General features: G+C 63.7%; 27 protein-coding genes and 1 pseudogene. 18 read left to right on the top strand and 10 right to left on the bottom strand.

Going from position 1 to position 25997, the window contains the following annotated elements; translation table 11 throughout:
- Positions 1–168 precede the first annotated feature (168 nt).
- The 17 genes from HV766_RS28640 to HV766_RS28565 all read left to right on the top strand — a co-directional run bounded on the left by HV766_RS28640 (position 169) and on the right by HV766_RS28565 (position 14309).
- Positions 169–1032 carry a VOC family protein gene (locus tag HV766_RS28640; protein ID WP_054456504.1) on the top strand — a complete coding sequence of 288 codons (864 nt, stop codon included), beginning with the start codon at positions 169–171 and terminating at the stop codon, positions 1030–1032.
- Positions 1029–1754 (top strand): class II aldolase/adducin family protein, encoded by a 726-nt coding sequence (locus tag HV766_RS28635; protein ID WP_233564475.1) that lies wholly within the window; start codon positions 1029–1031, stop codon positions 1752–1754. The genes HV766_RS28640 and HV766_RS28635 overlap by 4 nt, the downstream gene beginning before the upstream one ends.
- On the top strand, positions 1751–3205 hold the full coding sequence (locus HV766_RS28630; protein ID WP_175162561.1) for a 2-hydroxymuconic semialdehyde dehydrogenase: 1455 nt from the start codon (positions 1751–1753) through the stop codon (positions 3203–3205). The genes HV766_RS28635 and HV766_RS28630 overlap by 4 nt, the downstream gene beginning before the upstream one ends.
- Positions 3206–3279: 74 nt before the next feature.
- A complete protein-coding gene (locus tag HV766_RS28625; protein WP_054456506.1) occupies positions 3280–4455 on the top strand; it encodes an ABC transporter substrate-binding protein in 1176 nt (391 codons plus the stop codon).
- Positions 4456–4473: 18 nt separating this feature from the next.
- Positions 4474–5394, top strand: coding sequence for a branched-chain amino acid ABC transporter permease (locus HV766_RS28620; protein ID WP_042793142.1), 921 nt, complete (start codon positions 4474–4476; stop codon positions 5392–5394).
- A 28-nt stretch (positions 5395–5422) separates the two neighbouring features.
- The gene (locus HV766_RS28615) at positions 5423–6454 is read left to right on the top strand and encodes a branched-chain amino acid ABC transporter permease (RefSeq protein ID WP_175182277.1); all 1032 of its coding nucleotides are present in this window, start codon (positions 5423–5425) and stop codon (positions 6452–6454) included.
- Complete coding sequence (locus tag HV766_RS28610; protein ID WP_054456507.1) at positions 6451–7224, top strand: ABC transporter ATP-binding protein; 774 nt, start codon at positions 6451–6453, stop codon at positions 7222–7224. Before HV766_RS28615 ends, HV766_RS28610 begins: the two co-directional genes overlap by 4 nt.
- Positions 7225–7233: 9 nt before the next feature.
- Positions 7234–7932 carry an ABC transporter ATP-binding protein gene (locus tag HV766_RS28605; protein WP_175182276.1) on the top strand — a complete coding sequence of 233 codons (699 nt, stop codon included), beginning with the start codon at positions 7234–7236 and terminating at the stop codon, positions 7930–7932.
- A 1-nt stretch (position 7933) separates the two neighbouring features.
- The gene (locus HV766_RS28600) at positions 7934–8704 is read left to right on the top strand and encodes an SDR family NAD(P)-dependent oxidoreductase (RefSeq protein WP_175182275.1); all 771 of its coding nucleotides are present in this window, start codon (positions 7934–7936) and stop codon (positions 8702–8704) included.
- Between the two features lie 90 nt (positions 8705–8794).
- A complete protein-coding gene (gene aac(6') / locus HV766_RS28595) occupies positions 8795–9241 on the top strand; it encodes an aminoglycoside 6'-N-acetyltransferase (RefSeq protein ID WP_175182274.1) in 447 nt (148 codons plus the stop codon).
- Between the two features lie 286 nt (positions 9242–9527).
- Positions 9528–10568: a PDDEXK family nuclease gene (locus HV766_RS28590; protein ID WP_175182273.1), complete on the top strand. Its 1041-nt coding sequence runs from the start codon at positions 9528–9530 to the stop codon at positions 10566–10568.
- A 220-nt stretch (positions 10569–10788) separates the two neighbouring features.
- Entirely contained in the window at positions 10789–11040 is a 252-nt protein-coding gene (locus HV766_RS28585; RefSeq protein ID WP_175182272.1) for a hypothetical protein, read from the top strand.
- 3 nt (positions 11041–11043) lie between these two features.
- Positions 11044–11712: a hypothetical protein gene (locus tag HV766_RS28580; RefSeq protein ID WP_254593377.1), complete on the top strand. Its 669-nt coding sequence runs from the start codon at positions 11044–11046 to the stop codon at positions 11710–11712.
- Between the two features lie 180 nt (positions 11713–11892).
- Positions 11893–12615 (top strand): hypothetical protein, encoded by a 723-nt coding sequence (locus tag HV766_RS28575; protein ID WP_175182271.1) that lies wholly within the window; start codon positions 11893–11895, stop codon positions 12613–12615.
- Positions 12616–12785: 170 nt separating this feature from the next.
- Positions 12786–12908: a hypothetical protein gene (locus HV766_RS30315; RefSeq protein WP_302476951.1), complete on the top strand. Its 123-nt coding sequence runs from the start codon at positions 12786–12788 to the stop codon at positions 12906–12908.
- Positions 12909–12959: 51 nt separating this feature from the next.
- Entirely contained in the window at positions 12960–13262 is a 303-nt protein-coding gene (locus HV766_RS28570) for an ArsR/SmtB family transcription factor (protein ID WP_054456511.1), read from the top strand.
- 60 nt (positions 13263–13322) lie between these two features.
- Complete coding sequence (locus HV766_RS28565) at positions 13323–14309, top strand: zinc-dependent alcohol dehydrogenase family protein (protein ID WP_175182270.1); 987 nt, start codon at positions 13323–13325, stop codon at positions 14307–14309.
- A 401-nt stretch (positions 14310–14710) separates the two neighbouring features.
- Here HV766_RS28565 and HV766_RS28560 read toward each other — a convergent pair whose 3' ends face one another.
- The 9 genes from HV766_RS28560 to HV766_RS28520 form a co-directional block, all read right to left on the bottom strand.
- The gene (locus tag HV766_RS28560) at positions 14711–15220 is read right to left on the bottom strand and encodes a flavin reductase family protein (RefSeq protein ID WP_054456513.1); all 510 of its coding nucleotides are present in this window, start codon (positions 15218–15220) and stop codon (positions 14711–14713) included.
- 73 nt (positions 15221–15293) lie between these two features.
- Positions 15294–16322 (bottom strand): methionine synthase, encoded by a 1029-nt coding sequence (locus tag HV766_RS28555; protein ID WP_175182269.1) that lies wholly within the window; start codon positions 16320–16322, stop codon positions 15294–15296.
- Positions 16323–16349: 27 nt separating this feature from the next.
- Complete coding sequence (locus HV766_RS28550) at positions 16350–17333, bottom strand: DUF1852 domain-containing protein (RefSeq protein ID WP_054456515.1); 984 nt, start codon at positions 17331–17333, stop codon at positions 16350–16352.
- A gap of 243 nt (positions 17334–17576) precedes the next feature.
- Complete coding sequence (locus HV766_RS28545; protein WP_054456516.1) at positions 17577–18467, bottom strand: LysR family transcriptional regulator; 891 nt, start codon at positions 18465–18467, stop codon at positions 17577–17579.
- A gap of 56 nt (positions 18468–18523) precedes the next feature.
- Positions 18524–20902 carry a TonB-dependent siderophore receptor gene (locus HV766_RS28540; protein ID WP_254593376.1) on the bottom strand — a complete coding sequence of 793 codons (2379 nt, stop codon included), beginning with the start codon at positions 20900–20902 and terminating at the stop codon, positions 18524–18526.
- Positions 20903–21141: 239 nt separating this feature from the next.
- Positions 21142–22110, bottom strand: a complete 969-nt coding sequence (locus HV766_RS28535) for a FecR domain-containing protein (protein WP_175182267.1) — start codon at positions 22108–22110, stop codon at positions 21142–21144.
- Positions 22107–22619, bottom strand: a complete 513-nt coding sequence (locus HV766_RS28530; RefSeq protein WP_054456519.1) for a sigma-70 family RNA polymerase sigma factor — start codon at positions 22617–22619, stop codon at positions 22107–22109. The genes HV766_RS28535 and HV766_RS28530 overlap by 4 nt, the downstream gene beginning before the upstream one ends.
- Positions 22620–22671: 52 nt before the next feature.
- Positions 22672–23814 carry an NADH:flavin oxidoreductase gene (locus HV766_RS28525; protein WP_175182266.1) on the bottom strand — a complete coding sequence of 381 codons (1143 nt, stop codon included), beginning with the start codon at positions 23812–23814 and terminating at the stop codon, positions 22672–22674.
- A 1-nt stretch (position 23815) separates the two neighbouring features.
- Positions 23816–24211, bottom strand: coding sequence for a RidA family protein (locus HV766_RS28520; protein ID WP_175182265.1), 396 nt, complete (start codon positions 24209–24211; stop codon positions 23816–23818).
- 139 nt (positions 24212–24350) lie between these two features.
- Here HV766_RS28520 and HV766_RS28515 point away from each other — a divergent pair, with 139 nt between their 5' ends.
- A complete protein-coding gene (locus HV766_RS28515) occupies positions 24351–25259 on the top strand; it encodes a LysR substrate-binding domain-containing protein (protein WP_175182278.1) in 909 nt (302 codons plus the stop codon).
- Positions 25260–25290: 31 nt separating this feature from the next.
- On the opposite strand, the pseudogene HV766_RS28510 reads toward HV766_RS28515, so the two are convergent.
- A pseudogene (locus HV766_RS28510) lies at positions 25291–25982 on the bottom strand (TetR/AcrR family transcriptional regulator).
- Between the last annotated feature and the right edge of the window lie 15 nt (positions 25983–25997).

The raw sequence follows: 25997 nt of genomic DNA, 5'->3' as shown, positions 1-25997 counted from the left end.
AGCGGGGGGAGGGTGGCGCCGTCTGACATGGGAGCTACTTTATCACTGGCTTTAAAAAATCTCGATAAAAATTATTGACGCCGAGATTTATGCTGCTTATCGTAGAAAAAAAGCGTCAAGACTACGACCGGTAATCAGCCGGCGGCAGGCGCAACCTGGAGACAAGCAGTGATACGGCTACACGACATCCGGTACGTCCGGCTGGGTACCCGCGACCTGGAATCCGCGGTCCGCTACGCGACCGCGGTGCTGGGGCTGGAAGTGGCGCGCAAGGAGCACGGCGCGGTCTATTTCAAATCCGACTCGCGCGACCACACCCTGTGCTATTTCGAAGGCGATCCGCGCGACCACACCACGGCGTTCGAAGTGGACACGTCCGAGGAACTGGAGCATGCCGGCGCGGTGCTGGAGCGCAGTGGCTATCAGGTCGCCGCGGGCAAGCGCGAGGACGCCGAGCAGCGCTACGTACGCGATTTCCTCAGTTTCATCGACCCGTCCGGCAACCGCATCGAGCTGGTGCACGCGCCGCACCACAGCGGCCGCCGCTATTTCCCCAGCCGCGATGCCGGCGTGACGGGCTTTTCGCATATCGGCCTGCGCACGCTGGACGCGCGACGCGACGAGGCCTTCTGGACCGGGCTGCTTTCAGCCCGGGTCAGCGACCGCATCGGCGAAGCGCCCTTGCTGCGCATCGACGAAGTGCACCACAAGATCGCGCTGTTCCCGTCCAGCTATCCGGGCGTGCAGCACATCAACCACCAGGTCGAAAGCATCGACGACATCATGCGTGCCTGGTACCAGCTGAAGGAATGGCAGGTGCCGATCCGCTTCGGCCCGGGGCGCCATCCGACCTCGGGGGCGATGTTCCTGTACTTCGACGGCCCCGACGGCATGATCTACGAGTACTCCACCGGCGTGCGCCTGATCACCGCCGAAGACGAGAAGACCTACCGGCCGCGCAGCTTCCCCGCAGTGCCGTCCTCGTTCTGCATGTGGGGCGCGAAGCCCGACATCCCGGAGTTCAAGACGTGAGCGCCGCGCCGATGAAAGCCGACGCCGGCCAGGAAGCGCTGGTGCGGACGGCGGCGCGCGGCCTGGCCCGCGCCGGCCTGGTCCACGCTTACGGCCATTGCAGCAGCCGCCTCGACGCCGATCATTTCCTGGTATGCGCCGCGCGGCCCATGGGCCTGATCGAACCGGGCGAGGCGGGCACGGTGGTGCCGGTGCACGGCGAACTGCCCGAAGGCGTGCTGGGCGAGGTCCGCATCCACCAGCACATCTACCGCATGCGCCCCGAAGTGGGCGGGGTGGTGCGCTCCATGCCGCCCACGGTCATGACGCTGTCCTCGGCCCGCGTGACGCCGCAGCCGCGCCATGGGATGGGTTCGTATTTCTCTCCGTCCGTGCCGCTCTGGGACGACCCGCAACTGGTGCGCAGCGACGCCCAGGCGCGCGGCGTGGCCCAGACCCTGGGCGCGGCCCGCGCCGTGGCCATGCGCGGCAACGGCGCGGTGGTGGCAGCCGAATCGCTGATGCATGCCGTGGTGCTGACCTGGTATCTGGAGGATGCCGCGCGCATCGAATGGCAACTGCGCTCGGCCGGCCTGGCCGACGGCGCGCCCACGTTCTCGCCCGAAGAGGCGGCGACCCGCGCCGTGGGCACGGGCCGGATCTACGAGCGCATGTGGGAATACCTGACCGCCGGCGACCCTGAAGCGGCGCTGGCAGACCTGTCACAACCGAGGACGCAATGACCGATTTCCGCAATTTCATCAACGGCGAATGGGTCGCCACGGACAAGACGTTCGACAACCGCGATCCGGTCGACAACCGCCTGATCGGGCGCATCCACGAGGCCGGCGACGCCGAGGTCGACGCCGCCGTGCGGGCCGCCAAGGCGGCGTTGCGCGGCCCCTGGGGCAAACTCAAGACGCAGCAGCGCGTGGAGCTGCTGCACGCGGTGGCCGACGGCATCATCCGCCGCTTCGACGAATTCGTCGATGCCGAGATCGCCGACACCGGCAAGCCCTACGACCTGGCCAGCCATCTGGACATTCCGCGCGGCGCGGCGAACTTCAAGATCTTCGCCGACCTGGTGCGCAACATCCCCAACGAGACCTTCGACCTGGAAACGCCGGATGGCGGCCATGCCCTGAACTACGGCGTGCGCGTGCCGCGCGGCGTAATCGGCGTGATCTGCCCGTGGAACCTGCCGCTGCTGCTGATGACCTGGAAGGTGGGGCCGGCGCTGGCCTGCGGCAACACCGTGGTGGTCAAGCCTTCTGAAGACACCCCGGCCACGGCCACGCTGCTGGGCGAAGTCATGAACGAGGTCGGCGTGCCGCCCGGCGTCTATAACGTGGTGCATGGCCGCGGCCCCGGTTCGGCGGGCGAAAAGCTCACGCGCCATCCGTTGGTAGACGGCATCACCTTTACCGGCGAAACCCGCACCGGCGAAGCCATCATGCAGGCCGCGGCGGTGGGCGTGCGTCCCGTGTCCTTCGAACTGGGCGGCAAGAATGCCGGCATCGTGTTCGCCGATGCGGACTTCGACAAGGCGGTGGCCGGCATCGCGCGGGCCGCCTTCGACAACACCGGGCAGGTCTGCCTGGGCACCGAGCGCGTCTACGTGCAGCGGCCGATCTTCGACCGCTTCGTGGCGGCGCTGGGCGAGCGCGCCCGCGGCTTCAAGCTGGGCCGTCCGAAGGATCCCGGCGTCAACCTGGGTCCGCTGATCTCGCAGCGCCATCGCGACAAGGTGCTGGGCTACTACGCCCGCGCCCGTGAAGAAGGCGCCACGGTGGTGGCCGGCGGCGGCGTGCCGGACATGCCGGACGACCTGGCCGGCGGCGCCTGGATCCAGCCCACGGTCTGGACCGGCCTGCCGGAAAGCTCGGCCGTGATCCAGCAGGAGATCTTCGGCCCCTGCTGCCACATCGCGCCCTTCGACACGGAAGAAGAAGCCGTCGCCCTGGCCAACGCCACGCCCTACGGCTTGGCGGCCTCGGTCTGGACCAGCAACGTGGGCACCGCCCATCGCATGGGACAGGCCCTGGAAGTGGGCATCTGCTGGATCAATTCCTGGTTCCTGCGTGACCTGCGCACGGCCTTCGGCGGAGCCAAGCAGTCCGGCATCGGCCGCGAGGGCGGTGTGCATTCGCTCGAGTTCTACACGGAGCTGCGCAATGTCTGCGTGAAGCTCTGACCTGTAAGCAGGCCTTAGTACCGGCAGGCGCCGCGCAGAACGGCGCCGCCGTCCATCCCCCAAGGAGACTTAGCATGCAAGCATACGCACGCGGCCTGTCCGCGCTGGCCGCGGTCGCGGCCCTGACCGTGGCCAACGCCGCAATGGCGGACATCCGCATCGGTTTTACCGGGGTGCTGTCCGGCCCCCAGGCGGCATTGGGCCAGGATCAGTACGACGGCCTGATGTTGGGCATCGAGCAGCTGGGCGGCAGCCTGGGCGGCCAGAAGGCGGTGGTGATCCGCGACGACGACCAGCTCAAGCCCGACGTGGGCGCGCAGATCGTGCAGAAGTTCATCGAGAAGGACAAGGTCGACGTGATCGTCGGCCTGGGCTTTTCCAATGTGCTCATGGCCGAACTGCGGCGCATCAAGGAATCGGGCGTGGTGGCGCTGTCCACCAACGCCGGACCCGCGCCCATCGCCGGCCGCATGTGCCTGCCCAATCTGTTCGTGCTCGGCTGGCAGAACGACAGCATGTCCGAAGCCATGGGCAAGTACGTCAAGGACCAGGGCTACAAGCGCGCCTACCTGATGTCGTCCAACTACCAGGCCGGCAAGGACAAGCTGGCGGGCTTCAAGCGCTTCTATGGCGCCGCTCCCGCCGACGAGATCTACACCCAGCTGGGGCAGCTGGATTACTCGGCCGAGATCTCGCGCATGCAGTCGGCCTCGCCCGACGCGCTGTTCGTGTTCTATACCGGCGGGGTGGGCGTGAACTTCGTGCGCCAGCTGCGCCAGGCCGGCCTGATGGAAAAGCTGCCGTTCTTCTCGGAAAGCCTGATCGATTCCAACACGCTGACCGCGCTGAAAGAGCAGGCGGTGGGCGCGATCTACGGCACGCCTTGGGCCACCACGCTGGACAACCCGCAGAACCGCAAGTTCGTCGAGGCCTTCAAGGCCAAGTACGGCCGCTTGCCGTCGGAATATGCGGTGGGCGGCTATGACGCGGCGTTCCTGCTGGATACCGCCATCAAGCAGCAGGGTGGCAAGGTCGGCGACAGCAAGGCCCTGGCCGCGGCGGTGAAGGCGGCCGGCGCCAACTTCCCCACGGTGCGCGGCAAGTTCCGCTTCAACAGCAACAACATGCCGGTGCAGGACCTGTATGCCTACCAGGTCGTGAAGGAAGGCGACGGCGTGGGCTTGAAGCAGCTGGCCAAGGTGTTCACCGACCATCAGGACGCCTACGTGGCCGACTGCCCGCTGAAGTAACGTCCCGGGAGACGCCCCATGAACGGATCCTTGCTGTTGTCGCAGATGCTTAATGGCCTGCAGCTCGGCGCCTTGCTGTTCCTGCTGTCCTCGGGGCTGACCCTGATCTTCGGCATCATGAACTTCATCAACCTGGCGCACGGGTCGCTGTATATGATCGGCGCCTTCCTGGGCGCCACCGCCTACAACGCCAGCGGCTCGTTCGCCTTCGCCATCCTGGCGGCGGTGACGGGCAGCGGCCTGGTGGGGGTGGCGCTGGAACGCCTGATTGCGCGGCCGCTGTACAAGCATGATCACCTCTATCAGGTGCTGGCCACCTTCGGGCTGATGATGTTCTTCAATGAACTGGCCTCGGTCATCTGGGGCAGCCGGCCGTACTACGCCGCCGTGCCGCAGGGGCTGGAAGGGGCGGTCAGCCTGTTCGGCAACGACTATCCGGTGTATCGCCTGATGATCATCGGCGTGGGCGCGCTGGTGGCGGTCGGCGCCTGGTTCCTGATCCAGCGCACGCGCTTCGGCATGCTGATCCGCGCCGGCGCCAGCAATGCGCCCATGGCCAGCGTGCTGGGCGCCAACGTGGACCTGCAGAAGACGCTGCTGTTCCTGCTGGGCGCGGTGCTGGCCGGCGTGGCGGGCGCGCTTGCGGGGCCGATCCTGTCGGTGCAGTCCGGCATGGGTGAGCCGGTGCTGATCCTGGCGCTGGTGGTGATCGTCGTGGGCGGCATCGGCTCGGTGCGCGGCACGCTGGTCGCGGCGCTGCTGATCGCGATGATAGACACGCTGGGCCGGGCCTTCCTGCCCGACATGTTGCGCGCCGTGTTCGACGCTTCCGTCGCCAATGCGGTCGGGCCGGCACTCGCCTCCATGCTGATCTACGTGCTGATGGCCGTGGTGCTGGCGTTCCGGCCGCAAGGCCTGGTCTTCTCGGCGCGGCGTTGACGCGCGCTTGTACTGGGGTTGGATCATCATGCAAGAACACACATACCGGCGCTGGGCGCTGCCTTTGCTGTTCCTGGTCCTGGCCGGCGTGCCTTTCGTGGCGCAATGGCTGGGTGAACCGTTCTACGTGACGCTGGGCGCGCGCATCCTGATCTATGCGCTGGCCGCGCTGGCGCTGAACCTGGTGCTGGGCTTTGCCGGACTGGTGAGCTTCGGCCACGCCATGTTCCTGGGCCTGGGTTGCTATGCCGTGGGCATTCTCAGCTATTACGGGTTTGGCAACGGCTGGCTGCAGCTGGCCGTGTGCATCGCGGTGTGCGCGCTGGTGGCGCTGATCGTCGGCACGGTCTGTCTGCGGACCTCGGGCATAGGTTTCATCATGATCACGCTGGCGTTTGCGCAGATGTTCTATTTCCTGGCGGTCAGCCTGCGCGAATACGGCGGCGACGACGGCCTGAACATCTACGAAGCCAGTTCCTTCGGCCTGTTCGACCTGGGCGGCAGCCAGCCCGTGTACTGGGCGGCCTGGGCGGTGCTGCTGGTGTCCAGCCTGGCGATGCTGCGCCTGCGCCGCTCGCCCTTCGGCATGATCCTGCGCGCCACGCACGCCAACCCGCGCCGCGTGGACGCGCTGGGCTATTCGGTGTTCGGCGTGCGCCTGACGGCCTACGTGGCCTCCGGTGTGCTGACCGGCGTGGCCGGGCTGCTGCTGGCCAATCTGACCGCCTTCGCTTCGCCCAGCTATATGTCGTGGCCGGTGTCGGGCGAACTTATCGTCATGGTGGTGATAGGCGGGCTGGGCAATGTGCTGGGGCCGATTTTCGGCGCCGTTGCCTATCTGCTGATGGAAGAGGCCTTCAAGAGCATGACGCAGCATTGGATGCTGCTGATGGGGCCGGCGGTGGTGGTCATCGCCATGGTGGCCAAGGGCGGCTATGCCAACTCCCTGGCCTGGCTGCGGCGTCCGCCGCCCGCCGCGCCGACGGTCCAGCCCCCGACCGCGGGTGAACAACAGGACCGCCGCCCGCCGGACGCGATCGCCAAGGAGGCTTCGGCATGAGCATGCAAACCGCAGCCGCGCCCGTTGGATTGTCCACGCAGGACCTGGTGCGCCGCTTCGGCGGCCTGAAGGCGACCGACGGCGTGTCGCTGGACGTGGCGCCTGGCGAACTGCACGCGCTGATCGGCCCCAACGGCGCGGGCAAGACGACTTTGATCAACCTGCTGTCGGGCGAACTGCGGCCCGATGGCGGCGCCGTGCGCCTGGGCGCCGCCGACGTTTCCCGCGCCTCGGTGCAGGAACGCGTGGCGCTGGGCATGCTGCGCTCCTATCAGGTGACCTCGGTGTTCGACAGCTATACGGTGCTGGACAACGCCTGCCTGGCAGCCTTGCGCAAGCGCCGCCGGCGCCTGTCGGCCTGGACCGCCTTGCGCGATTGCGCCGACGTGGTAAGCGCCGCGACCGCGGCGCTGCGGGCCTGCAAGCTGGAAGACGTGGCCGAGGCCCAGGTGGACAGCCTGGCCTATGGCCAGCGCCGCCAGCTGGAGATCGCCATGGCATTGGCGGGCGAGCCGTCGGTACTGCTGCTGGACGAGCCCATGGCCGGCATGAGCGCGGCCGAAAGCGCGGGCGTGATCGCCTTGCTGCAAAGCCTGAAGGGCCGCTACACCATCGTGCTGGTCGAACACGACATGAACGCCGTGTTTGCGCTGGCCGACCGCATCAGCGTGCTGGTCTACGGCAAGGTCATCGCCACCGGCAGCGCGGAACAGATACGCAACCATCCCGACGTGCGCCGCGCCTATCTGGGCGACGACGCCGACGCATAAGGAGCCGCCATGTTGAGCATCAGCGGATTGACGGCGGCCTATGGGCATTGCCAGGCCTTGTTCGGCGTAGACCTGGACGTGGGCCAGGGCGAGGTCATCGGCCTGATCGGCCGCAACGGCATGGGCCGCAGCACCGTCATCAAATGCCTCTTTGGCCTGCTGCCCGCCAGCCAGGGCAGCATCCGCTACGGCGAGCGGTCTCTGCGCGGACTGGCGCCGTACCGCATCGGCCGGTTGGGCCTGTCGCTGGTACCCGAAGGGCGCCAGATCTTCCCGACGCTGACGGTGGAAGAAAACCTGGTCGCCACGGCTATACACCGCGGCGGCGGCCGCGGCTGGACGCTGGAACGCGTGTATGAGCTGTTTCCGCGCCTGCACGAACGCCGCGCCAACCTGGGCACGCAGCTATCCGGCGGCGAGCAGCAGATGCTGGCGCTGGGCCGGGCGCTGATGACCAACCCGAGCCTCTTGGTGCTGGACGAAGCCACCGAAGGGCTGGCGCCGGTGGTGCGCGCCGAAATCTGGCGCGTGCTGGCGCAATTGAAAGCCGAAGGTTTGTCGATGATCGTGGTGGACAAGAACACCACGGCCTTGCTGCGCCTGTCGGACCGCAACGTCATCCTCGACAAGGGCGTGACGGTGTGGCGCGGCAGCTCGGCGGAATTGTCCCAGCGGCCCGACCTGGTGGCCGCCTACGTAGGAGTCTGAGATGAGATTGCAGGACAAGGTGGCGCTGGTCACCGGCGCGGCCGGTGGCATCGGACTGGCGATCGCGCGGCGCTTCGCGGCCGAGGGTGCATACGTGCTGCTGGCCGACCGAAAGGAGGCCGAACTGATGGCCGCGGCCCGCGCGCTGGGCGATCGCGCCGCCGCGCTGGTGGCGGACGTGACCGATCCGGCTGATGCCCAGAAGCTGGCCGACGAGTGCGTGCGGCGCTGGGGCGGCCTGGACATCTGCGTCTGCAACGCCGGCGTGATCCGCGCGGCGGACTTCCTGGACCTGAAGCTCGAAGACCTGGATGCGGTCATGAACGTCAATGTGCGCGGCACCTTTCTGGTCGCACAGGCCGCCGCGCGCGCCATGGTGGCTGGCGGACGCGGCAACGGCGCCATCGTGACGCTGTCCTCGATGACGGCGGAACTGGCGATGCCGGACCAGCCGGCCTACGGCGCCAGCAAGGGCGCGGTGCGCCAGATGACCAAGTCGATGGCGCTGTCCCTGGCGCCGCACGGCATCCGCGTCAACGCCATCGGCCCCGGCAGCATCGACACCGAAATCCTCGCCACGATCACCAGCAATCCCGCAGCCCGCAGGACCGTGCTGTCGCGCATACCGATGCAGCGCCTGGGATCGACGGACGAAGTCGCCAAGGTGGCGGTGTTCCTGGCCAGCGATGACGCCAGCTACGTCACCGGGCAGACGGTGTACGCGGATGGCGGCCGGCTGGCGCTGAACTATACGGTGCCGGTGCAGGAGTAGGGCGGGGCAGGCCGAGGCCGGATACGCTTCGACAGCAAGAAGGGCAGGGTGATAAATTTCCACGCGTCATCCGGAACACAAACCCTGCCCATGAAAACCGCCCCGATTACCTCCTCCCGGGATGCCGCCTGGCTGCAACTGCGCATGGCGCTCTGGCCTGACGCGTCAGCGTCTGAGCATCAGGAAGACATGGAGGATCAGGTTTGCGCGCCGGACCGATACGTCCAGTTCCTGGCGCGCGCCGACAACGGGCAGGCGATCGGCCTTGCCGAAGCTGCGATCAGGACGGACTACGTCAATGGCACCGACTCCAATCCCGTGGCGTTCCTGGAGGGCCTGTATGTCATGCCCGAGGCCAGGCGACAGGGCGCGGCCAGGGCCTTGATCGACGCCGTCCGGGCATGGGCGCGGGACAGGGGCTGCAAAGAGCTGGCCTCGGATACCGCGCTGGACAATGTCGTGAGCCAGGCCGCGCATACGCGTCTGGGGTTCAGGGAGACGGAGCGCGTTGTCTACTTCAATATGCAGCTGATGTAGCGAGAGTCGGGCCGGTTCACGTATCCGTTTGGGCCGGATTTTTTCCAGAACTGAAGCTACTGGTTCCTTTGATGAGGTCAAAGGACATCAGGGGCTGTTCGCGATCTTCTGTGCTCTTGCGTTGTTGAAAGGCCTTCAACGATACGCACCGGCTCTCCCTTGTTCTAAAGATATTGCACAATCTCTAGGTTGTCCCCGTTTAATAGTAAGATCGCCCCGCTTCGATCATGAAACTGCATGAACTTCAACGCAACGCGCAACATCGCAATTATTTGGTCAAATCTCCATGCCTCTCTACGAACTCTCGGCTGATTCGCTTGTTAGCATTCCAAGCGCTACATACAGTGCGCTCAATCTTCGTGAGCGGGACGACATTCAGCGTCTCATTAGGGACCAGACTGAAGTAATTCTGCCGGATTTGTTCGTTCTGACAGAGGAGTTCGGAGACTGGGAAGACAGCAAACGTCGGATTGACCTTTTGTGCCTTGATCGCGATCGAAAATTGGTCGTAGTGGAGCTGAAGCGCACCGAAGACGGTGGCCATATGGAATTGCAAGCCCTCCGCTATGCTGCGATGGTCTCAACCATGCGATTTGAGCAGGCCGTGGAAACACACCGGAAGTACCTTGCATTACGCGGTAAATCTCCGGACGGTGCCGAAACGGAAATTCGCACATTTCTTGATATTCCAGAAGGACCCGTATCGTTTGCCGACAAGGTTCGAATTGCTTTGGTGTCGGCTGATTTTTCCAAGGAAATTACCTCTACTGTGCTCTGGCTAAATGCTCAGGGTCTTGATATCACATGCGTCAAGGCAAGACCATATCCATTTAAGGATCACGTGCTGTTGGATGTTCAGCAAGTGATCCCATTACCCGAAGCAGCTGAGTACCAAGTGGCGATACGCGAGAAGACCATGGATGTGGTCGCAGCTGAGACACAGGGAAGGGACTACACGCGCTATCGACTGCAGACCAATTCGGGGCAAGTCTTCTCTGATCTACCAAAGCGTCGGCTCATCTTCCAGGTGGTTCGGGAGGCACTCCAATTAGGCGTCAGCCCAGAGCGTATCCGCGATGCTGTGCCCTGGCGCGCATCCAACATTTTTGTGTCTGTCGAGGGGAACCTCTCAGGCGAGCAATTTGTGGCTGTCTCGCCAAACAGGTACCAAGTACGGTATTTCTGCCGCGATGACGAGTTGTTCTATCTAGGCGGTCGTACATTCGCGCTTAGTAACCAGTGGGGGTTACGCACGGAAGAGGCGGTGGAAGAGATCTTCAAGTGTTTACCCTCCGGACACGGCCTTCAATATGAAGCGTTGGCCTAGATGGCAGCATGGCCGCCGGCCACGTCGCTAGTCTGGCGTCAGGCGTGCGACCGCGCGTTGACGGCAGAGGCGTTGCCGGTGATGGGTCAGTATGTCGGGGAGGCTCGCGTCGAACTACGTGAGACGCCCGCGCCGACCCCATATTGCGAGTAAGGTATGGGCTGGAGGCCCTGATTTTCCGGCACCTGGGCCTGTGCCCTTCAGCGGGAACCTGAATACCATGAAGATATTTCGTTCGGCGCTGCGGACCATTCTTGCCGCGACCGCATGCACCTTGATCGCCGCCTGCGCAGATAAACCTCCCCAGCAAACCGAGCTGGACTATCGCAGCCGCTCTCCGTCCACGGGGCAGGGCACGAACAACGCGCCTGGATCTTCGGACCAACGCCTGACCATACAGTCCGGCGAAGGGGAGCGCTTGAATCTGCCCTGGTTCGTCCGGGATACGCAGGAATGGATCAACAGCAACTGACACATGACCAAGCCCATGACCATGCGATGGATACTCCTGGCGCTTGCCGCGCTGGCCGTGTCGCCCGCCATCAACGCCCAGATACCTTCCAAGCCTGCCGCCTGGACCCCGCCGGGCCCGACCGCATGTAACTTTTCCGGATGGACCACCGACCAGAAGCCAGTCATCCAGGTGCGCGCCTCGGCGTCCGCCCAAGGAGCGGTGGTGGGCAACCTGCCGACGACTCGCGGCGACGGCCCTGATCCCGAGATCGACTACTACAGCGTCACCTTCGACGTGACCGAGGCGCGCGACGGCTGGCTCAAGATCAGGAACGCCAGCGACGACAAGACCGGCGATGAACAGAGCAAGCCGCGGCCCGTGTATCGGGGCGAGGGCTGGATCGAAGCTGCGGATGCACAGGTCGGCATCCAATCGGCGCGAGGCTACGTCCGCCCCGACGCCGGCAGTGAACGTTTGCTGGATCTGGGCAGCGACTGGCTGACCGAGCGCGCCTCGCTGCGCGGCATCGCCGCCTGCGAGGGCGAATGGTTGTTGCTGGACTACGAGCTGCGCAACAGCGACACGTTCGAGCCGCTCGCGCCCAAGGACCGCACGCGGGGGCGGGCGTGGTTTCGCGGCATCTGCTCGTCGTCGGAGACGACTTGCGATATGAGGTCGGTTGATAGGTAGCGGGAGTGTCGGCCACAAAACTCCGAAGAGGCTCGCCTACAAAATTATTCCCCCGACCTCCTCTCGTCCGTTCAACTAAACGCTAGTATTCCGTCCCCCTCATGTCCTTCATGGACGCGCTGCGGTGATGGGTCACCGCAGGCAGTTCGAACTCTCTTGCCATATCAATCAAGGATAACCATGCATGTTTCGGCGTTTCATCCTGCACAATTGCAAATCACACGCAACGAGTATGCATATCCCGCCATGGCGCTCACGGGAACGCTATCCGATCTTGGCCAGATTGTGTTCGACAGCACGTCGAAACTAGACCAGTATCAGAAGGAGTTACTGCATTCTGATGATGATAACCAAGCAGTACTGGGCTATGCGTCTGCGCTATTTTGGGGGCATGTGAGCGGACAAGATAGGCGGCTAAGGTCGGAACGTGCGCTCGGCAAGGTTCTCCTGGCGCTTAATGGTGTCGATCGGATAGTAAAGGGAAAGCCCCAACGCATGCGTGGGGCCAACGATTTTGGCATTGACGTTGTGGCGCGCCATATTCGGGACGCGAAGTACTGCCTACAGACCGATGACTATGCGTCGGCCTTGAAAACCCTCAACTGCCTGCCACAACTTAAAATTGCGTTTTCATCGAAAGTCTGCGCTTTTCTTGCGCCCGAGAAGTGCGGGGTCATTGATTCTGTGATCGCTGAGAAGTTCCCGCAATTCGGTTTCGAAGTTGCAGAGGGATTCGTCAAAAGCAATGTCGCCAATCTTGAGCGCTACAAAGACTATTGCCTGTATTTGCAACATACTGCGCAAGTGCTCAATGACAGCGACGAGCACACAACTTGGACAGATCGAGATGGAACGCAACATGCGTGGCGTGCTCTGGATGTTGAGCGCGCGTTGTACGCTTGAGACTATTGAGGCTTGGGTGAGGCCGACATAAAGAAGCCCGGGCGTCAAACCATAAGGTGCCTCGAACAAGAGCAGCCTGAGCTACCAGCATTTGTCGAAAGTTAGTATCAGACTACAAATTGCGCGGCATCGCCGCCTGCGAGGGCGAATGGTTGTTGCTGGACTACGAAATGCGCAATAGCGACACGTTCGAGCCGCTGGCGCCCAAGGACCGCACGCGGGGGCGGGCGTGGTTTCGCGGCATCTGCTCGTCATCGGAGACGACCTGCGACATGCGGTCGGTCGACAAGTAGGGCGCGAATCCAGTTTATTGACATATCGGGAAATCCCGATATCATGGCGCCATGGATCTGCTCGAAATATTCAAAGCCCTCTCCAACCGTACGCGCCTTGAGATCCTCAAAGGACTGAAGGACCCCGCCAAGAACTTCCCGCCGCAGGACGAGGGCGACGTTCATACGGTGGGGGTCTGCGTCAGCAGCATCCAGGAAGGCGTGGGGCTGTCGCAGTCCACGGTGTCCGACTATCTGGCGACGCTGCAGCGCGCGGGCCTGGTGGAAGCCAGGCGCATTGGGCAGTGGACCTACTACAAGCGGAACGAAGCAACCATACGTGCTCTTGCCGGGCTCATCGGGAAAGAGCTGTAATTTTTTGCAGGTAAATATCGGTATTTCCCGATATCCCTATTTTTCGAAACAAGGAAAACCATGAAAGCGATGACACTCAAATCATTCGGCGGCCCGGAATCGTTCGAACTCCGCGACCTGCCCAAGCCGGTGCCGCTGGCGGGACAGGTCCTGGTCCGGGTACATGCGACCTCGATCAATCCCCTGGATTACCAGGTCCGGCGCGGCGATTATGCCGATCTGGTGCCGCTGCCGGCCATTACCGGGCACGACGTCTCGGGCGTGGTCGAAGCCGTCGGGCCGGGCGTAACGGCTTTCGTTCCTGGCGACGAAGTCTGGTACACCCCGCAAATCTTCGACGGGCCGGGCAGCTATGCCGAGTACCACGTCGCCGCGCAGGGCATCGTCGGGAAGAAGCCGTCCGCGCTCAGCCATCTTGAGGCGGCCAGCCTGAGCTTGGTGGGTGGCACGGCTTGGGAAGCGCTGGTCGTGCGCGCGGGGCTGAGAGTCGGGGAGAGCGTCCTGGTGCACGGCGGCGCGGGCGGCGTCGGCCATGTGGCTATCCAGCTGGCCAAAGCCATCGGAGCGCAGGTGTACACGACCGTGCGCGCCGCCAACGCCGAGTTCGCGCGCAGCATGGGCGCCGACGTGGTCATCGACTACGAGAAGGAAGACTACGTCGAGGCCGTCATGCGGGAAACGGGCGGGCGCGGCGTCGACGTCGTGTTCGATACCATCGGCGGCGACACGCTTGCGCGCAGCCCCGATGCGCTTGCGCAATTGGGGCGGGTCGTCTCGATCGTGGACATCGCCCAGCCGCAAAACCTGATCCAGGCTTGGGGCAAGAACGCGAGCTACCACTTCGTGTTCACGCGGCAGAACCGCGGCAAGCTGGATGAATTGAGCGCGTTGGTCGCGCGCGGCCAGTTGCGGCCGCATGTGGGCGCGGTCTATGCGCTTGCCGACATTGCACAGGCTCATGCGCGGCTGGAAAGTCCCAACAATGGTATCCAAGGAAAGATCGCGATTGCCGTCGCGCCGTCGGCGTACCTTCAGTGCGGGGGGTAGGGCTTCGAGGTCGCGGACGTCGGCGTTCTTTAGCCGCCGAGGCTGCCCTGCGCCATTCCGATGCTCGCCCCGGTGGGGCTGCGCTTCGGATGGCTCCGGGGTCCTCGGCTGGCAGTCGCCTAATGCGTTGGTTTCGGACCCGATCATGGGCAGATGCCGTGAGGCGGGGGCCGGACGGAGGGATCCGAAGCGCAGCCCCACCGGGGCGAGCATCGGAATCCCGCAGTCCGGACGCCGGCGACTCAAGAACCCCGCCTCACAACACCGAAGCGGCAGGGTCTCGGGCTTGCGGACGTCGGCGTTCTTTAGCCGCCGAGGCTGCAGTCGCCTAATGCGGTGGCTTCAGACCCCGTTCATGGGCAGATGCTGTAAGCCGGTGTCCGGGCGGAGGAGGCGAGACCTTATATCGCGCCATGCGCGGCGATATTCCGATACTGCCCTTTGAAATACAGCAATGGCTGCGTGGAAGCAGCGATTTGCAGATCCAACGCTTTCACCTCGCCAATCACGATCAGGTGATCGCCTGCGGCGTGTTCGGCATAAATCTCGCAATCAAGCCAATGCAGGCTGCCGGCAATGATCGGGTTACCCAGCGGCGATTCCTGCCAGTCCACGTCGTGCCACTTGTCCGTGCCGCGCTGCGCGAATTGGTTGGAAATCCTGACTTGCTCGTCGGACAGGATATTGACTACGAATCGACCCGCCTGGCGAATTTTGGGATAACTGGCCGAACTGCACATCACATTGAACGACACCAACGGCGGATTCATCGAAACGCTGTGGAATGACTGGCAGGTGAAGCCTATCGGCTCGCCTTCGATCTGCGATGTGATTACCGTGATGCCGGACGCGTAGTGCCCGAGAGCTTCGCGAAAGCGCCTGGGCTCGATCGCAGTACTGGAAAGTGACATAGTGGGGGTTGAATACTGGGTGCAGCTCGATTTGGTCGTCGCGAGCCGCGCGACGACCATTTCCGCCTGGGAATCAGTTCGGGAGTTCCCGGCGGACGATTTCCGCGCCGGCGCTCAAGGCGCTCAGCTTGCCTCGTGCGACTGCGCGGGACAAGGGAGCCATGCCGCAGTTGGTGCAAGGATAGAGCTTGTCGGCATCGACAAACTGAAGCGCCTTGCGCAGGGTGTCGGCGACTTCCTCGGGAGTTTCAATGATGTTGGTTGCCACATCAATGGCGCCCACCATCACTTTCTTGCCCCGGATGAGTTCGATCAGATCCATAGGGACGCGCGAGTTCTGGCATTCCAGCGAGACGATGTCGATACTGGATTTTTGCAGCTTGGGAAAAGCCTCTTCGTATTGCCGCCACTCCGATCCCAGCGTCTTCTTCCAATCCGTATTGGCCTTGATGCCATAGCCATAGCAGATATGGACGGCGGTTTCGCACTTGAGCCCTTCAATGGCCTTTTCCAGTGTGGCCACGCCCCAATCATTCACCTCGTCAAAGAACACGTTGAATGCGGGCTCGTCAAACTGGATGATGTCGACACCCGCGGCCTCCAGCTCCCTGGCTTCCTGATTGAGAATCTTGGCGAATTCCCACGCCAGCTTTTCGCGGCTTTGATAGTGGCCGTCGTAAAGCGTATCGATCATCGTCATGGGACCCGGCAAGGCCCATTTGATCGGTTGCTTGGTCTGCTGGCGCAAGAACTTGGCATCTTCGACGAACACCGGCTTGCGGCGCGCCACGGCGCCCACAACCGTCGGCACGCTCGCATCGTAGCGGTCGCGGATCCTGACGGTCTTGCGGTTCTCGAAGTCCACGCCTTCCAGGTGCTCGATGAACGTCGTCACGAAATGCTGACGCGTTTGTTCGCCATCGCTGACGATATCGATGCCGGCGTGCTGCTGTTCCTGCAGCGACAGACGCAGCGCATCCTGCTTGCCTTCGGCCAAGCCCTCGTCCTGCAATTTCCAGGGCGACCAGAGTTTCTCGGGTTCAGCAAGCCAGGAGGGTTTAGGCAAGCTGCCGGCAGTGGAAGTAGGGAGCAATTTTTTCACAATAGATGCCTTGATATTTTTGATTGGTCAAAGAGGGTAGTTGGCGGACCACTGCTCAAGAATCGCCTGGTGCGGTTTGATGAAGTGTTCCTCGACAAACCTTCCCTGCTCGATAGCCAATTGGCTACGTTCCTCTCGATCGTAGACAATCCGGGTCAAGGAATAATCCTGATGCTTCAAACTGGGCTGATAGGATTTTCCTGCCGCGGAGTTCGCGTTGTAGATCTCTGGCCGGTATATCTTCTGGAAGGTATCCATCGTGCTGATGGTGCTGATCAGCTCCAGATTGGTGTAGTCGCTCAGCAAATCGCCGGAAAAATAAAAAGCCAAAGGCGCGGCGCTGTTCGGCGGCATGAAGTAGCGGACCTTCATGCCCATCTTCTTGAAGTATTCGTCAGTCAGGGAATATTCATCCTGCTGATATTCAACGCCCAGTACGGGGTGCTGATTTTCAGTCCGATGATAGGTCTTGCTGCTCGATACGCTCAGGCATATCACGGGCGGCTTGCTGAAGTGCTGCTTGTAAGTGCTTGAATTTACAAAGCACTTGAACAGCTTCCCGTGCAGGTCTCCGAAGTTCTCCGGAGCGCTGAATACCGGCTGGTTCTTGGTGTGTTCCAGCAGCAGCACGCTGAAGTCATAATCCCGCACGTACGAGGAAAAGTTATTCCCGACGATGCCTTCGATGCGTTCGTTGGTCTTCTTGTCGACGATGCTCGTCTTCAGTATTTCGATCAAGGGGAGGGCATTGCCGCTGCTTGCGCCGGGGATGCTCATCTCGACGGAAATGATCTCAAGGTTGACGGCGTAGCGGTCGCCCTTGGGATTGTCCCAATGCGCCAGGGCATTGAAGCGGTTGTCGATCATCCGGAGGGTGTTGCGCAGGTTCTCCTGGCGACTCGTGCCCCGGGCCAGATTGGCGAAGTTGGTTGTGATCCGCGTATTGTCTGAAGGACGATAGTCCTCATCGAAACAAATGCTCTTGATGGCAAATGCAAACTCTTTACTCATGGTGCTCTGCTGCCCTGAATCCTGAGATAAAACCCGCGTCTATTTCCTGCTTTTCCAGCGCTGCCTGTTTTCTTTCTTTGTTCAGCAGTCTTGACTTTGGCGGTACAGGGGGCGTAGTTTATGTCGGGCAATCCATGAATAAAAGTGAATTGATCTAATGGATCAATTAGTCTGATTCATGGATGAGCGCGCGGCCGATCTGCCGGAAGATCAGACCGCCTGACGAGCAGCCGCAGCCGCGAATCAAGCCGTGGCAGGCTTTTTCGCTTGTTCAATGAACGCGCGCAGATAGTCGATGCCGATATCTGCCTCGCGTGCACCCAGATAGATGTGTTTGGCAATGCCTTTCTTGCCCAAGCGGACTGGCACCACATGCATCGTGTCCGCGTACTCCAGCACCAGCCACCGCGGCAACGCCGCCACCCCACGGCCGCTGGCGACCATTTGCAGCATGATGTCGGTGGTCTCGATGGCCTTGTGGCGCTTGGGTATGATGCCGGCCGGCGTCAGGAACATGTTGTAGATGTCGAGCCGGTCCACCGGCACCGGATAAGCCACCAGTACTTCGTTGGCAAGCTGTTTGGGAGTGACGTACTCCTCCCGGGCAAGAGGGTGGTTGCCGGCGACGACCAGCACTTGTTCGTAGTCGAACACGGGCTCGAACACGAGCCCGGGTTTGTTCAGCGGGTCAGGCGTGACCAGCAGGTCGATTTCGTAGCCGAACAGCGCCCCGATGCCGCCGAACTGGAATTTCTGCTTCACGTCCACGTCCACATCCGGCCAGGCTGCCAGATACGGCGAGACGATCTTCAGCAGCCATTGATAGCAGGGATGGCATTCCATGCCGATGCGCAGCGACCCGCGTTCTCCCTGGGCGAACTGGCGCAGTCGTTCTTCGGCCAGGGTCAGTTGCGGCAATACCCGGTTGGCCACCGCCAACAGGTATTGGCCGGCTTGCGTGAGCCTCAGGCTGCGGCCTTCGCGCAGCCAGATGTCGGTGCCCAGTTGCTGCTCCAGCTTCTTCATGCTGTGGCTCAGGGCCGACTGCGTCACGTGCAGGACGCCAGCGGCGGCAGTCAGCGAACCCTGCTTTTCGACCTCCTGCACGATGGATAGATGGACACGATCAAGCATGATGAAAATTCATGGTTTATTGAGATAAAACCATTTTACTTAATCGTTTCGCTCTATCAGAAGGTCCCGCGCACCGTCAGCGTCGCGTTGCGGGGCTCGCCGTAGAAGCTGCCCCAGCCCGGCGCGCCTATCGTCTGGTAGTAGGTCTTGTCGAACAGATTGTTCACGTTCAATGCCGCCGACCAGTTCTTGTTGATCTTGTAGCCGATGCGTGCATTCCAGACGGCGTACGGCGCCTGCGAGACCCGCACCGAGCGGGTTTCCGTGTAGCTGCCGGTCTGGTAGTTCACGCCGCCGCCCAAGGTCCACGCCGACCATGCGCCGGGCAGGCGGTAGTCGGACCACAGGCGCAGGATGTGCTTGGGCGTCACCGTGCGTCCAAAGTTGGTGCTCGATACCTCGGTGTCATCCAGGAACTTCAGGGTGTTGAAGGTGTAGCCGGCAAACAGCTGCCAGCCCGGGGCCACCTCGCCGCTGATTTCGGCGTCCACGCCCTGGCTGCGCACCTTGCCGCTGGACAGATAGCAGATGTCGCCCACGGTGCATGCGCTGACCAGGTCTTGCTGGGCGCGGTTCTTCTGGTCGACGCGGAAGAGGGCGACCGAGGCGTTGACCCGGCCATCGAGCAGCTCGCCCTTGATGCCGGCTTCGTAGTTCTTGCCCATGATGGGGTCGAGTATCTGGCCCGACGCGTCCACGGCGTTCTGCGGCTCGAAGATTTCCGCAAAGCTGACATAGCCGGACCACTGGGGATTGAAGGCGTAGATCAGGCCGCCGTACGGTGTGACGACGCCGTTTTCCTTGTAGGGGTCGGTGTACTGCTTGCCGTCGTCGCGGTACTTGCCGGTGTTCTCGTACCAGCTGACGCGGGCGCCCGCCACCAGCGTCAACGGATCGGCCAGCTTGAAGCGGCCGACGCCGTAGACGCCGGTCTGCTTCATCGTGATGACGGTCGCGGCGCCGCGGTAGGCATTCTCGCGCAACCAGTCGTCGGTGGGCTCGGGCACGTGGTGATCCGGATCCCAGACGTTCACGGCGCGGTTCAGGCGCGCGGTCGCGAAATCGTTCTTGCTGGTCAGTTCGTTGATGCTGGCGCCCACGCTGATCGAATGCTTGCGGCCCAGCGCCTCAAACGCGCCGTCCACATCCAGGTTGAGCGCCTTGTTGTGCGTGGAGAAATCGAAGATGCCGGCGTACATCGTCGGCCCCAGTCCGGTGGCCGGATTGACCGCGCCTTCGGTGAAGGCGTATTTGGAATCGTTGGACTCCTGGGTGGAAGTCCCGGTGAGTTTCAGCGACCAGTCCTGGTTGAAGCGGTGCGCAAGCTCGGCGAACACGGTGGTCTGCTTGCCGTTCCAGCGGTTCCAGTCTTGCGAGAGCGAGGTCGAACGCTTCAGCCCGATGTCGTCCCCGTTGGTGTAGTGGGGCAGGCCGTGGAAGAACGGCGTGGATCGCAGTTCTTCGTAGCTGACGCCGCCGGTCAAGGTGGTGGCGGGGCCCAGGTCGTAGCTGAGTACGCCATACAGCACGCCGGTGCGGCTGTCGGCGTTGTCGTAGAAGTAGTCCCGGTCGTTGTAGCTGGCCACGGCGCGTCCGCGCAGGGAGCCCGACGCGTTCAAGGGGCCGGTCGCATCGATGTCGGCGCGGTAGTTGTTCCAGGAGCCGCCGCTGGCTAACAACTGCACCTGGTTTTCGGCCAGCGGGCGCTTGCGCACCAGGTTGACCGCGGCGCTGGGCGAGCCGGCGCCCTGCAACAGGCCGGTGGCGCCGCGGATGATTTCGACGCGGTCCAGGATCACGGTGCTGCTGGTGAAGCTGTTGGCCTGGGGGTAATAGAACGCGCGGTTGACGCCGTCGAACTGGTAGCTGTCGACGCGGAAGCCGCGCGAGAACACGTAGTTGCCGCCCATCGGGCTCTTGTAGAGCGTCATGCCGGTGCTATTGGCCAGCACGTCGTCCAGCGTGTTGGCGTTCTGGTCGTCCATGCGCTGGCGCGTCACCACCGTGACCGATTGCGGAATCTCCTTCAGGGTCTGCTCGCCCTTGCCTATGGTCACGAACCCGCTGGTATAGCTGCCCGTGCCTTCGGTGACGGCCGGGTCGGCCATGCCTGTCACCGTGACTGGCGCGAGCGTGGTCGCTTCGCCCTGCGGAATGCGGCGCAGGTGATAACCCTCTCCGTTGGCGTTGGCCACGGCTTGCAGGCCCGTGCCTGCGAGCAGGCGCGTGAGGCCCTGTTCCGCGGTGTAGCGGCCGGTAAGCCCTTGCGTCATCACCCCGCGGGTCAACGTCGGCGACGCGGCCACGGTGACGTTGGCGGCGACGCCGAACTGGCCCAGCGCTTCGTCCAGCGTCGTGGGGGCGATCGCGAAGGCGACCCCTTGCGCGGTCGCGGGCTGGGCCCAGGACACGGCGGGCGCGGCGAGCGGGGCCATTGCGGCCAAGGCCAGTTGGACGGCAAGGCGCAAGCGCGCCGGGACTGCCCCGGGGGGCTGGGGCGCGGCAAGAGTAGAGGGTGTATGGCGTGCTGCCATGAGGGCTTCCTGGTTCGTCGATGGGTAAGGCCAGACCGCGGGCGCCTCGGGTCTGTCTCTATGTCTAACGAACCACATCCGAAAATCTTCGCCGTCGTTACAAATTTCCTGGAAGACCGCCCAGGCTGAGGCTCTGCACGTCAGGCGCGATCGACGCTGACCCAGTAGCGCGTGCGGTATCGCAGCCTCAGGTCCAGCACGCCGGCCAGGACTTCCAGCGCCCGGTCGGTGTCGTCGATGCGGAACGCCCCGGTGACTTCGAGGTCCGCCACCCTGGGGTCGCAACGCAGGATGCCGACGCGGTAGCGCCCCAGTTCCGCGAGGAACTGGTCCAGCCGCATGCGGTTCGCGACCAGCATGCCGGCGGCCCAGGCAGGCTCCGTGCCGTCGACACGGATTGCGGGAGCCAGCGTGCGTCCGTCGAATTCCGCCTGTTCGCCGGCATGCACGACCCGCCCGGCGGGATCCACGCGCACAGCCCCTTCAAAGACGGCAAGGCGCGTCGAGCCATCGCTGTCGTCCAGCTGGCGGACGGTAAAGCGCGTGCCCAGCGGCGTGAGCAGGCCGTGCCGGGTCTGCACGCTGAAGGGGCGTCCGGCGCCATCCGCGCCCGTTGCGATCAGGATTTCTCCGCTGCGCAGCGTGACGCGGCGTTGCTGCGCGTCGTAGCGCAACGCCACGGCAGTGTCGGTGTTCAGCGTCAGGAGGGTGCCGTCAGGCAGGGTCATGGTCCGCTGCTCGCCGGTGGCGGTGCGATAGACGGTGCTGCCTTCCCACCAGCCTTCGCGCGCGCCCGCCCATGCCAGCGTGCCCAGGCAGATGCCGCCCGCGGCCCATTTCATGACGCTGCGGCGCGAACGCTGCTCGCAGTAACGCAGGATGGTCTGGCTGGCGGCGCCTTCGGACACCTTGCCGGTGTTGATGGTGTGGACCTCGCGCCCGATGCCCTGCAGGCGCTGCCAAGCCAGTTCGTGGCGCGCGTCTGCCTGACGCCAAGCCGCACAGGCGGCTTGCGTGGCCGCATCGGGCGCGTCCCCGGTCCGCATCATCCAGAGCGCCGCCTGCTTGATGATGTCGGGATGCAGCCGTTCGGCTTGGGCGGCGCTCATGCGTACAGCACCGCGTAGCAATGCTCCCAGGCCTTGACGATGTCGCGCTGCACGGCCGCCACCGAAATGTCGAGCTGCTGGGCGATGTCGCGGTAGGGCAGGCCTTCCACCTGCGCCAGCACGAAGACCCGGCGCGCCCGCGGCGGCAACTGCTCCAGCATGCGGCATACGGCGTTCAGCGCCTCCATCACCAGCGCATGCGTTTCGGGACTGGGCTCGACGGCCTCGCTGCGCGAGGCCAGCGTTTCCAGATAGGCCTGTTCCACCGCGCGGCGGCGCGACTGGTCGATAAGGAGGCGCTTGGCGACGGTGGTGAGGAAACCGCGCGGCTCGGCGAACGCCGCGCGCGACTCGCTGCGCATGACGCGTTCGAAGGTGTCGTGCGCCAGGTCCGCGGCGTTTTCGGTATTGCCGCTGAGCCGCCGGCGCAGCATCTGCACGAGCCAGCCGTGATGCTCTCGATACAGGCTGACGAAATCGTCGGAGGAGGCAAAGTCGGCGCTAGGCAAGGGGGCTTCCGTTCAAACGCTAATGGGAATGATTGCTAATTGTATAGGATCATCATTCCGGGCGTGCCTCGCGATGCCGCGCCGCATTGGCCAGATCCGCAATCGGCGCCAGCAACCCCCGATCAAAACTCTCCATCGCCGCGCCCGCGCGCAATCTTGCGGGCCAATCGGAATGTGTCAGCGCGCCGCGCCCGAGCGAAACGAAGTCCGCTTCCTCCCGCGCCATCATCCCGTTGGCCGCCATCGGGTCATGCAACGATCCGTTGGCCAGCACCGGGACCGCGACGTGCCGCCGCGCCAATGCCGCGAGGCTTGGGCCCTGATCTCCAAAAGCCGGACGCCAGGCCTCGAACTCGGTCGTGTGCAGGTAGTCGACGGGCTGCGCGCCCAGCGTGCGGTAGATCTGCGCCGCATCCGCCTCGCCGCCTTCCCATTTGTGGGTGAAGTCATTGACCTTGCCCTGGGAGCTGCGCACGCCCACGACATAGCGCTGCCCCGTAGCCTGGCGTACGGCCTGGATGACTTCCAGCGTCAAGCGCAGCCGGTTGTCCAGGTTGCCGCCATAGCGGTCTGTGCGCAGATTGGTGTGGGTGGTGAGGAACTGGTCCAGCAGGTAGCCGTTGGCGCCGTGTATCTCGACGCCGTCGAAGCCGGCCTCCTGCGCCCGGCGCGCGGCCTGGGCAAAGCCGTCGATGGCCTCCGCGATGTCCTCGTCCGACATGGCTTCAGGCGTCCGGTACGGCCCATCGCCCCGATAGAACGCCATCTGCTGTCCCTTGGGCTGTACGGCCGAGGGACCCTTCGTCGTGCCGCGGTATGGGTTGCCCTGCGACAGCGCACCCGCATGCATGAGCTGCGCGACGATGCGGCCGCCGTGCGCATGTACACGGTCGACCACGGCGCGCCAGGCGTCACGCTGGGCGTCGTCGGTCAGGCCGGGCTGGAACAGGTAGCCCTGCGCATGCGCCCGGTCGGTGTAGATGCCCTCGGTGATCACCAGGCCGAAGCCGCCGGCCGCGAAGGCTGCGTAGTAATCGGCCATCTGCGGCGTGGCGCGGCCATCTTCCGTGGCGCTGACGCGGGTCATGGGGGCGACGGCGAGACGATTGGCCAGGGTCAAGCCCCTTTCCAGCTGCAGCGGCGTGAACAGTCCGGCCTGCGCCGCGTCGTTCGTACGATAGTCGAGCGCGCCCATGTCAACGGCCCTCCTGCGGACGGACGGCCGCGATGGCCTCGATCTCGATCATGGCGGCCGGGTCGTAGAGCGCCTTGATCTCGGCGATCGTGTCGGCGGGGTAGGGAGCCGAGAAGTGGCGGCGGCGCAGCGTGACCACGTCCTGGAAGTGCCCCATGTCGGTGACGAAGATGGTCACCTTGATGACGTCCTTCAGGCTGGAGCCGCCGGCTTCGAGCGCGCGGCGCAAGTTCAGGAAGGCTTGTTCGCCCTGGGGCAGAAAGCCGCCCTCGACGATCTTGCCGTCATCGCCGGCGCCAGCCTGGCCGGAGATGAACAGCAGATTGCCGAACTGGATGCCTTGCGACAGCAGGAAGGGTTCGTAGTTGTCGGGCTGGGTGATGACGCGCTGTAGCATGATGCGATTTCCTTCATTTATGGTTGATCTGTGAATCAGCGCGAGAATCGCTGGTCCATGCCGTAAATGTAGAAATCTGCCGGGACGCTGACAAAGGTTCATTTATCAGCTATAAGATGAGAAAATCTCATCCATGACCATGCAACGCCGATCTCTTCCGCTCTCTGGACTGCGCGTATTCGAGGCCGCCGCGCGCCTGGGCAGTTTCAAGGCCGCCGCCGAGGAACTGGCCGTCACGCCGACCGCCGTCAGCCATCAGATCCGCGCGCTGGAAGCGCAGACCGGGCTGGCGCTGTTCGATCGCCACGTGCGCAGGGTGTCGCTGACTGAGGCGGGCGCACAGCTCTATCCTGTGCTGCGGGATGGTTTCGATGCCTTCGAGGCGGCGCTGGCGCGTTTGACGCAGCAGCGCACGCGGATGCAGGTGACCATCTCCGCGACCAACGCGTTCACGGTGAAATGGCTGGTGCCGCGCATGGCGGATTTCCGCAGCAAGCATCCGGGCATCGATCTGCAGTTGCAAGCCAGCGACGACGTGGTCGATCTGCGATCGGCCGCGGTCGACATCGCGATCCGCTATGGCCGCGGGCCGTATCCGGGCCTCGTCGCGCAGCCGCTGTTCACGGACCGCTTCGCGCCCGTGGCGAATCCGCGGCTGGGCGTGGCATCGCCGGACGATCTGGCCGGCGTGCCCTTGATCCGTTTCAACTGGAAATGGTCCCATCCGGACAATCCGACCTGGGAGCGCTGGTTCGCGGTCGCGCAGCGTTCCTTGCCGCGGCAGGCGGGCCAGTTGCGCTTTTCCGATGAAGGCCACGCCATACAGGCCGCCGTCGCCGGCCATGGCGTGGCGCTGGTCAGCCTGGCGTTGATCGCCGAAGAATTGGAAGCGGGCCATCTGGTGCAGCCCTTCGGCCCGGAGATCGCCGGGCATACCTACCATCTGGCCATGCCCGCCGACCGGCCGCCCTCGGCGCCTGTCCAGGCGGTTGCACATTGGTTGAGCATGCAGGCGGTGGCGCAAGAACCGGGCCGCAAGAAAGCGTAGGCGGTCTGGCCGGAACCCGGGTTCGCCGTTGTCAGCGAGCCGCTTTTGCAAGCACTTCCATGGCAGCCGCCTTGGCGCGGCCGAACTCCGCATGGTCGTCCATCGACGCGGCGACGTTGGCATATGCCTGGTAGGCCAGCAGCTCCATGACCAGTTTCGCCTCGTCGGCGTCGGCTGCGATTTGTCCCTGCGCCCGGGCCTCGCGGATCAATCCGTAAAGACGCGTGCGTCCTGCTTCGCGGTATTGCTGGATGGCGTCGCGCAAGGGGCCGGGACGCGCACGATATTCGCTGCTTACCGCGGTGATGACGCAGCCGCCCGGAAGCTGGCGGGTTTCCACGAAGTCGAACCAGCCGTTCATCAGGGCGCGCAGCCGCGTCAGCGGCGTGCGCTTGCGCATGGCTGGCTCGACAACCTGGGTCTGGTACAGGCCTATCGCATGGGCCAAGGCCGCCAGTTGCAGGTTTTCCTTGTCGCCGAACAGAACCTGAAGATTGCTTTTTCCCACTTCAGCCAAGTCGGCCACCTGGCCGAAGGTCAGGCCGTCCAGTCCTTCGACGGAGAGGAGCTTTACGGCTTCGTCGAGCACGCGGGCTCGCGCGCGCTCGCCGCGCAAGCGGCGGCCATCGGGTGGGGGAGAGGGGGGCAACGGTTTCATCGGACCTTGTTTTTCTGCTTGCACGGGTTTCATTCTTTCACGATACTATAAATACGATCGTACATATATAAATGTGAAGA

The sequence above is a fragment of the Achromobacter aegrifaciens genome, assembly GCF_902859735.1.
In the GTDB taxonomy this organism is placed as follows: Bacteria; Pseudomonadota; Gammaproteobacteria; order Burkholderiales; family Burkholderiaceae_B; genus Achromobacter; species Achromobacter aegrifaciens.
This window is presented reverse-complemented; position numbering and strand designations above follow the sequence as displayed.

What these genes read in the sequence shown, in the direction of transcription:
- HV766_RS28620 (WP_042793142.1), top strand. Translation starts at nt 4,474, where the DNA reads ATGAACGGATCCTTGCTGTTGTCGCAGATGCTTAATGGCCTGCAGCTC.
- HV766_RS28600 (WP_175182275.1), top strand. Translation starts at nt 7,934, where the DNA reads ATGAGATTGCAGGACAAGGTGGCGCTGGTCACCGGCGCGGCCGGTGGC.
- HV766_RS28520 (WP_175182265.1), bottom strand. Translation starts at nt 24,211, where the DNA reads ATGCTACAGCGCGTCATCACCCAGCCCGACAACTACGAACCCTTCCTG.
- HV766_RS28550 (WP_054456515.1), bottom strand. Translation starts at nt 17,333, where the DNA reads ATGAGTAAAGAGTTTGCATTTGCCATCAAGAGCATTTGTTTCGATGAG.
- HV766_RS30315 (WP_302476951.1), top strand. Translation starts at nt 12,786, where the DNA reads ATGCGCAATAGCGACACGTTCGAGCCGCTGGCGCCCAAGGACCGCACG.
- HV766_RS28615 (WP_175182277.1), top strand. Translation starts at nt 5,423, where the DNA reads ATGCAAGAACACACATACCGGCGCTGGGCGCTGCCTTTGCTGTTCCTG.
- HV766_RS28525 (WP_175182266.1), bottom strand. Translation starts at nt 23,814, where the DNA reads ATGGGCGCGCTCGACTATCGTACGAACGACGCGGCGCAGGCCGGACTG.
- HV766_RS28625 (WP_054456506.1), top strand. Translation starts at nt 3,280, where the DNA reads ATGCAAGCATACGCACGCGGCCTGTCCGCGCTGGCCGCGGTCGCGGCC.
- HV766_RS28560 (WP_054456513.1), bottom strand. Translation starts at nt 15,220, where the DNA reads ATGTCACTTTCCAGTACTGCGATCGAGCCCAGGCGCTTTCGCGAAGCT.
- HV766_RS28590 (WP_175182273.1), top strand. Translation starts at nt 9,528, where the DNA reads ATGCCTCTCTACGAACTCTCGGCTGATTCGCTTGTTAGCATTCCAAGC.
- HV766_RS28545 (WP_054456516.1), bottom strand. Translation starts at nt 18,467, where the DNA reads ATGCTTGATCGTGTCCATCTATCCATCGTGCAGGAGGTCGAAAAGCAG.
- HV766_RS28565 (WP_175182270.1), top strand. Translation starts at nt 13,323, where the DNA reads ATGAAAGCGATGACACTCAAATCATTCGGCGGCCCGGAATCGTTCGAA.
- HV766_RS28580 (WP_254593377.1), top strand. Translation starts at nt 11,044, where the DNA reads ATGACCAAGCCCATGACCATGCGATGGATACTCCTGGCGCTTGCCGCG.
- HV766_RS28535 (WP_175182267.1), bottom strand. Translation starts at nt 22,110, where the DNA reads ATGAGCGCCGCCCAAGCCGAACGGCTGCATCCCGACATCATCAAGCAG.
- HV766_RS28540 (WP_254593376.1), bottom strand. Translation starts at nt 20,902, where the DNA reads ATGGCCCCGCTCGCCGCGCCCGCCGTGTCCTGGGCCCAGCCCGCGACC.
- HV766_RS28630 (WP_175162561.1), top strand. Translation starts at nt 1,751, where the DNA reads ATGACCGATTTCCGCAATTTCATCAACGGCGAATGGGTCGCCACGGAC.
- HV766_RS28570 (WP_054456511.1), top strand. Translation starts at nt 12,960, where the DNA reads ATGGATCTGCTCGAAATATTCAAAGCCCTCTCCAACCGTACGCGCCTT.
- HV766_RS28585 (WP_175182272.1), top strand. Translation starts at nt 10,789, where the DNA reads ATGAAGATATTTCGTTCGGCGCTGCGGACCATTCTTGCCGCGACCGCA.
- HV766_RS28575 (WP_175182271.1), top strand. Translation starts at nt 11,893, where the DNA reads ATGCATGTTTCGGCGTTTCATCCTGCACAATTGCAAATCACACGCAAC.
- HV766_RS28610 (WP_054456507.1), top strand. Translation starts at nt 6,451, where the DNA reads ATGAGCATGCAAACCGCAGCCGCGCCCGTTGGATTGTCCACGCAGGAC.
- HV766_RS28605 (WP_175182276.1), top strand. Translation starts at nt 7,234, where the DNA reads ATGTTGAGCATCAGCGGATTGACGGCGGCCTATGGGCATTGCCAGGCC.
- HV766_RS28515 (WP_175182278.1), top strand. Translation starts at nt 24,351, where the DNA reads ATGCAACGCCGATCTCTTCCGCTCTCTGGACTGCGCGTATTCGAGGCC.